The sequence below is a fragment of the Streptomyces colonosanans genome (genome assembly GCF_001866645.1).
In the GTDB taxonomy this organism is placed as follows: domain Bacteria; phylum Actinomycetota; class Actinomycetes; order Streptomycetales; family Streptomycetaceae; genus Streptomyces; species Streptomyces colonosanans.
The window spans coordinates 1-4,702 of sequence record NZ_MLYP01000134.1; the positions used below are offsets into that span (position 1 = coordinate 1).

The 4,702-nt window shown below is 69.7% G+C and carries 2 protein-coding genes and 1 pseudogene; all 3 read left to right on the plus strand.

Going from position 1 to position 4,702, the window contains the following annotated elements; genetic code table 11:
• The first annotated feature begins 403 nt into the window (after positions 1-403).
• Positions 404-3,088, plus strand: coding sequence for a glycoside hydrolase family 84 protein (locus BIV24_RS30660; RefSeq protein WP_071369733.1), 2,685 nt, complete (start codon positions 404-406; stop codon positions 3,086-3,088).
• A gap of 128 nt (positions 3,089-3,216) precedes the next feature.
• A pseudogene (locus tag BIV24_RS30665) lies at positions 3,217-3,534 on the plus strand (IS5/IS1182 family transposase); the annotation flags it as partial.
• Between the two features lie 242 nt (positions 3,535-3,776).
• Complete coding sequence (locus BIV24_RS30670; RefSeq protein ID WP_071369735.1) at positions 3,777-4,676, plus strand: GNAT family N-acetyltransferase; 900 nt, start codon at positions 3,777-3,779, stop codon at positions 4,674-4,676.
• Positions 4,677-4,702 lie beyond the last annotated feature (26 nt).

A 4,702-nucleotide genomic window follows, 5' to 3' on the forward strand; every position in this document is an offset into this window, starting at 1 on the left:
CCGGGGTCGAGTACGCCGGGGACCAGTGCGCGCAAAACCGTTCGGGGCGCGCGGCCGAGCAGGCTCACTTCTGCTCAGTCCACAGGAACGGTGGTGGGCCTTTTCAGCCACACGTTGATCGGCACGAGAGAGGACCGAGCGGAACTCGAACCCGTCGGCACCACCCAGTCGCCTCGCGCAACATTTCCATGAGCTGGGCCCTGCCAATGACGCCGTCTCAGGTCCTGAGGCAGCGAGCACTCTTTCCCCTTCGATGTACGCACGAGTACCGCACCCTTCGGGCATGAAACCGCAGGTCAGCGAGTCGCTGTTGTCCAGACCATTGACATGTAAGCGCCATGATGTTGAATTCGGGTTGCTGTGTTGCGCGACTCCGGTGATTTAAGTGATCAATGGAGGACCAGTGACGCCTCGCTCACCCCGTCCCACCGCACTCGGCGCGGCGGCCATGCTGCTGGCCGGCGGTCTGCTGACCGCCGCGCCGCCCGCCCAGGCAGCCGACAGCACCCCCGGCACCACCCCGGCGAAGGCCGCGGAGGTGCAGCGGACCGGGGCCATCTCGCCCACCCCGCGGTCCGTGACGAACCGACCCGACCGCATCACCATCACCCCCACCGTCACCCTGGTGGCGGGCGCGACCTCCGACGAGCCCTCCCTCGAAGTCGTGGAGAGCGCGCTGCGCCGGGCCGGTGCGCAGCACGTCGTACGCGGCGACAGACCCGGCAGAAGCGGGCTGACCGTCCACGTCGGCGACTCCGCCGCGCTCGACGCGCAGCGCCTCGACGGCCCCTCCGGACTGCCCGCCGAAGGCTACGTCCTCGGCATCGGCGCCGGCCGCATCGTCCTCGCGGGCAAGGACACCACGGGCACGTACTACGCCGCGCAGACCCTGCGTCAGGTGCTGCCGCAGAAGGGGCATCCGGGCGCCGAGGTCGCCGGAATCGCCGTGCGCGACTGGCCCGGCACCGCCCTGCGCGGTGTCATCGAGGGCTTCTACGGCACCCCGTGGTCACACAAGGCCCGGCTCGACCAGTTCGACTACTACGGCGAGCACAAGATGAACATCTACGTCTACTCGCCGAAGGACGACGCGTACCTCCGGGCGAAGTGGCGTGACGCCTACCCTGCCGACCAGCTCGCACAGATCAAGGAGCTCGCCGACCGGGCCGCCCAGCGGCATGTGGAGTTCACCTACGCGCTCTCGCCCGGCCTGTCCGTCTGCTACAGCTCGGACGCCGACGTCAAGGCACTGGTCGACAAGTTCCAGACGATCTGGGACGCCGGTGTGCGGACCTTCGCCGTGCCGCTCGACGACATCAGCTACACCGACTGGAACTGCGCCGAGGACAAGGCGAAGTGGGGCACCGGCGGCGCCGCGGCGGGCGCGGCGCAGGCGTATCTGCTCAACCGGGTCAACAGGGAGTTCATCGCCACTCACCCGGGTGCCCAGCCCCTCCAGATGGTCCCCACCGAGTACTACAACGTCGATGCGTCGCCGTACAAGAAGGCGCTGTCCGAGCAGCTCGACCCCGATGTCCTCGTGGAATGGACCGGTGTCGGCGTCGTCGCCTCCACCATGACCGTCGCCCAGGCCGAGAAAGCCCGCACGGTCTTCGGCCACCCGATCCTCACGTGGGACAACTACCCCGTGAACGACTACACGACCTCCCGGCTGCTGCTCGGCCCGTTCAGCGGACGGGAGAAGGGGCTCCCCGGCAAGCTGGCCGGGATCACCGCCAACCCGATGATCCAGCCGTACGCCTCGAAGATCGCGCTCCACACCGTCGCCGACTACTCGTGGAACGACACCGCGTACGACGCCCGGACCTCGTGGCTTCAGGGGATCAAGGAGTACGCGGGCGGCGATGCCCGCACCGAGAAGGCGCTGAGGGCCTTCTCCGACGTCAACTACAGCTCGGCCCTGAACAGCGAACAGGCGCCCGACCTGGCCTCGGAGTTCGACGGCTACTGGAAGTCCGGTGACGCCGCCCGCCTCACCTCGGTGCTCGAGGCGCTCGGCGCCGCTCCGAACCGGCTGCGCGACAGCCTCCCGGACCGGGGCTTCATCGCCGACGCAGGCCCCTGGCTGGACGCGACCAAGTCCTGGGCGACCGCCGCCCGTACGGCTCTGCGCATGGTCGAGGCGGCCCGCGCCGGAAAGAGCGCACAGGCATGGGAGCTCCGTCAGCAGCTGCCCGCACAGGTCGCCGCGGCGAATTCCTTCACCTACACCGGTCTCGACGGCAGCAAGGTGCCGGTCGTCGTCGGCGACGGAGTGCTGGACCGCTTCATCGACGCGGCGAACGCGGAGCACGACCGGATACTCGGGATCAGCGGTCGGCCCACGGCGTCGGCCACCCTCGGCACTTGGCAGAGCAACACCCCGGCGCGGATGCTGGATGGCGACGACTCCACCTACTTCTGGAGCAACGGGGCACCCGCCGCCGGTGACCGGATCACCGTGGACCTGGGCCGGACGCGGGACATCAGCGACATCACCCTGGCCATGGGCAAGCCCACGAGTCCCAACGACTACCTGCACGAGGGCGTCCTCGAATACTCGGTGGACGGGCAGAACTGGCAGCAGCTCACCGCCTTCTCCGGAAAGCCGGACGTCACCGCGACAGCGCCCGACGGAACGAAGGCGCGCTATGTGCGGGCGCGGGCGACCGCGGGCCAGGAGTACTGGGTCGTCGTGCGCGAGTTCGACGTCGCGACCAAGGACGGGGCCGTGACCGGTGGACCGCCCGCCGCCGCCGGCTCCTCGCTGCGCGCGGCGTCCGACGGAGACCCGGGCACCATCTACCGGGCGGCACGGGCCCCGGAGGCCGGCGAGGCGCTGGAGGTGGCGATCGGGCAGGCGGGTCCCGTACGGTCCGTCACCGTCCTGCGGCCGACCGGGGCCGCCGGCCGCGGCGACATCCAGCTGCGCGGCACGGACGGAAAGTGGCTGACCATCGGTGCGCTCGACGGCGCGTACACCAAGGTGTCCGCCGGGGACAGGTCGGCCGACGCGGTACGCCTCGTCTGGGGTGCGGGATCGGCGGCGCCGCAGATCGCCGATGTGGTGGTGACCGGCCAGGATTGAGTCCGTCCGGCGTTCTCGGCAGGGCCGGGACCGGGGCACCGGAGGGCCTCGCCTGCCGGCCCCGCCCGGACCCTGACCGCGCCCGGTCCGGCCCGCAGCACCTCGGGCCGGACCGGGCGCGTCCATGCCCGCCGCGTGTCGTGGTCCGGCATCCGCGTCGCAAGCCCGACTCGCTGTTCGCCGACCGCGACTATGACCATGACGTCCACCGCGACCAGATCCGCGACCGAGGCACTGTCCCGGCGATCGCACGCCGCGGCACACGGCACGGCACCGGGCCCGATACCTACCACCGGGTGATCGAGCGGGCCTTCGCCTGGCAGCACGGCTTCCGACGACTGCGGATCCGCTGGGAACGCAGAACCGACATCCGCGAAGCGTCTCCCAAACTCCCCTGCTGCCTCATCACCCACCGGCAACTCAAGTCATGGTGTCAGCCGTTGTAAGGCCCCGCAGGCCTGGAGAGCGTTCTACATCGTCCCGCGAACCTCTCCTTCCAAGAGCCGCGAAAATCCGTGGACGGACCCGCGGAAGATCACGTACTGTGTGACTCCACGCCTGAGATGGACGGAAGGAGGCGAGTGCCGTGCGGTTCACACCTTTCCAGCGCTCCCTTTTCCGCTGTCTGGGCGTCGTTCGTGAGTTCTGACCGGGAGCGCTCCAAGCAGCCTGTATCCCGGAGGAATCCATGACCGATCCGGTCATCCGCGCGCTCTCCGCGAGCGACGCCCATCTCTTCGACGCACTCCCCGACCCACTGGGCGCCCGTGAAGGCCATCGGCGTACCCGGTTCCGCCCCGACTGGATGCGCGTCGCCCTGCGCGACGGCGAGGTCGTCGCACGCGGAGCGTGGTGGGGCGGCCCCGACGACTCGGAGCCTGTCAACATCAACTGGTTCGACGTGGCCGAGGGCGAGGAGGAGGCGGGGGCCGAACTCCTGCGCTCCGCTCCCTGGCAGGTCGAACTCGAGATCAACCTGCCCGGCGGCTGGCGGGACAAGCCCGACCTGCGCGCCACCGCCGAGGCACGCTTCGCCGCCGCACGAGCCGCCGGGTACGAACTCCTGGTGGAACGCTTCCTGTACCGCTGGACTCCGGAGCGAGGTCTGCCCGAGCGGCCCGGACGCCTGCGCTTCAGCGCCGAACCCGACGACACCGTGTTCTTCGACGCGTTGCGCCGCATCCACTCCGTCACCCTGGATGCCCACGCGCTCAGGGCCATCGAGGTGGGCGGCCTCGACCAGGCCGCCCAGGAGGAACTCGACTTCTTCCACTGGTGTCCCTCCCCACGGGAGTGGTGGCAGATCGCACACACGCCGGAGGGCGACCTGGCCGGCATCCACATCCCGGCCCACAACCCCTCCGGCCCGACCATCGGTTTCATCGGAGTCGTCCCGGAACAGCGCGGTCACGGCTACGCCTACGACCTCCTCGCGGAGTGCACCCACTTCCTCGTCGAGGAGGGTGCAGAGTTCGTCAGCGGAGGGACGGACCAGGGCAACTCCCCCATGGCCGCGAACTTCGCCAAGGCCGGCTTCCCCGTCGTCCGTGAACGCATCAACTTCCATCCGGCAGACCAAGCGAGCTAGTGCCCCAACAGGCAACGTTCGCCCCG

Bases quoted from the DNA above. Each gene is read 5' to 3' on its own strand.
- BIV24_RS30670 (WP_071369735.1), top strand. From the start codon at position 3,777: ATGACCGATCCGGTCATCCGCGCGCTCTCCGCGAGCGACGCCCATCTC.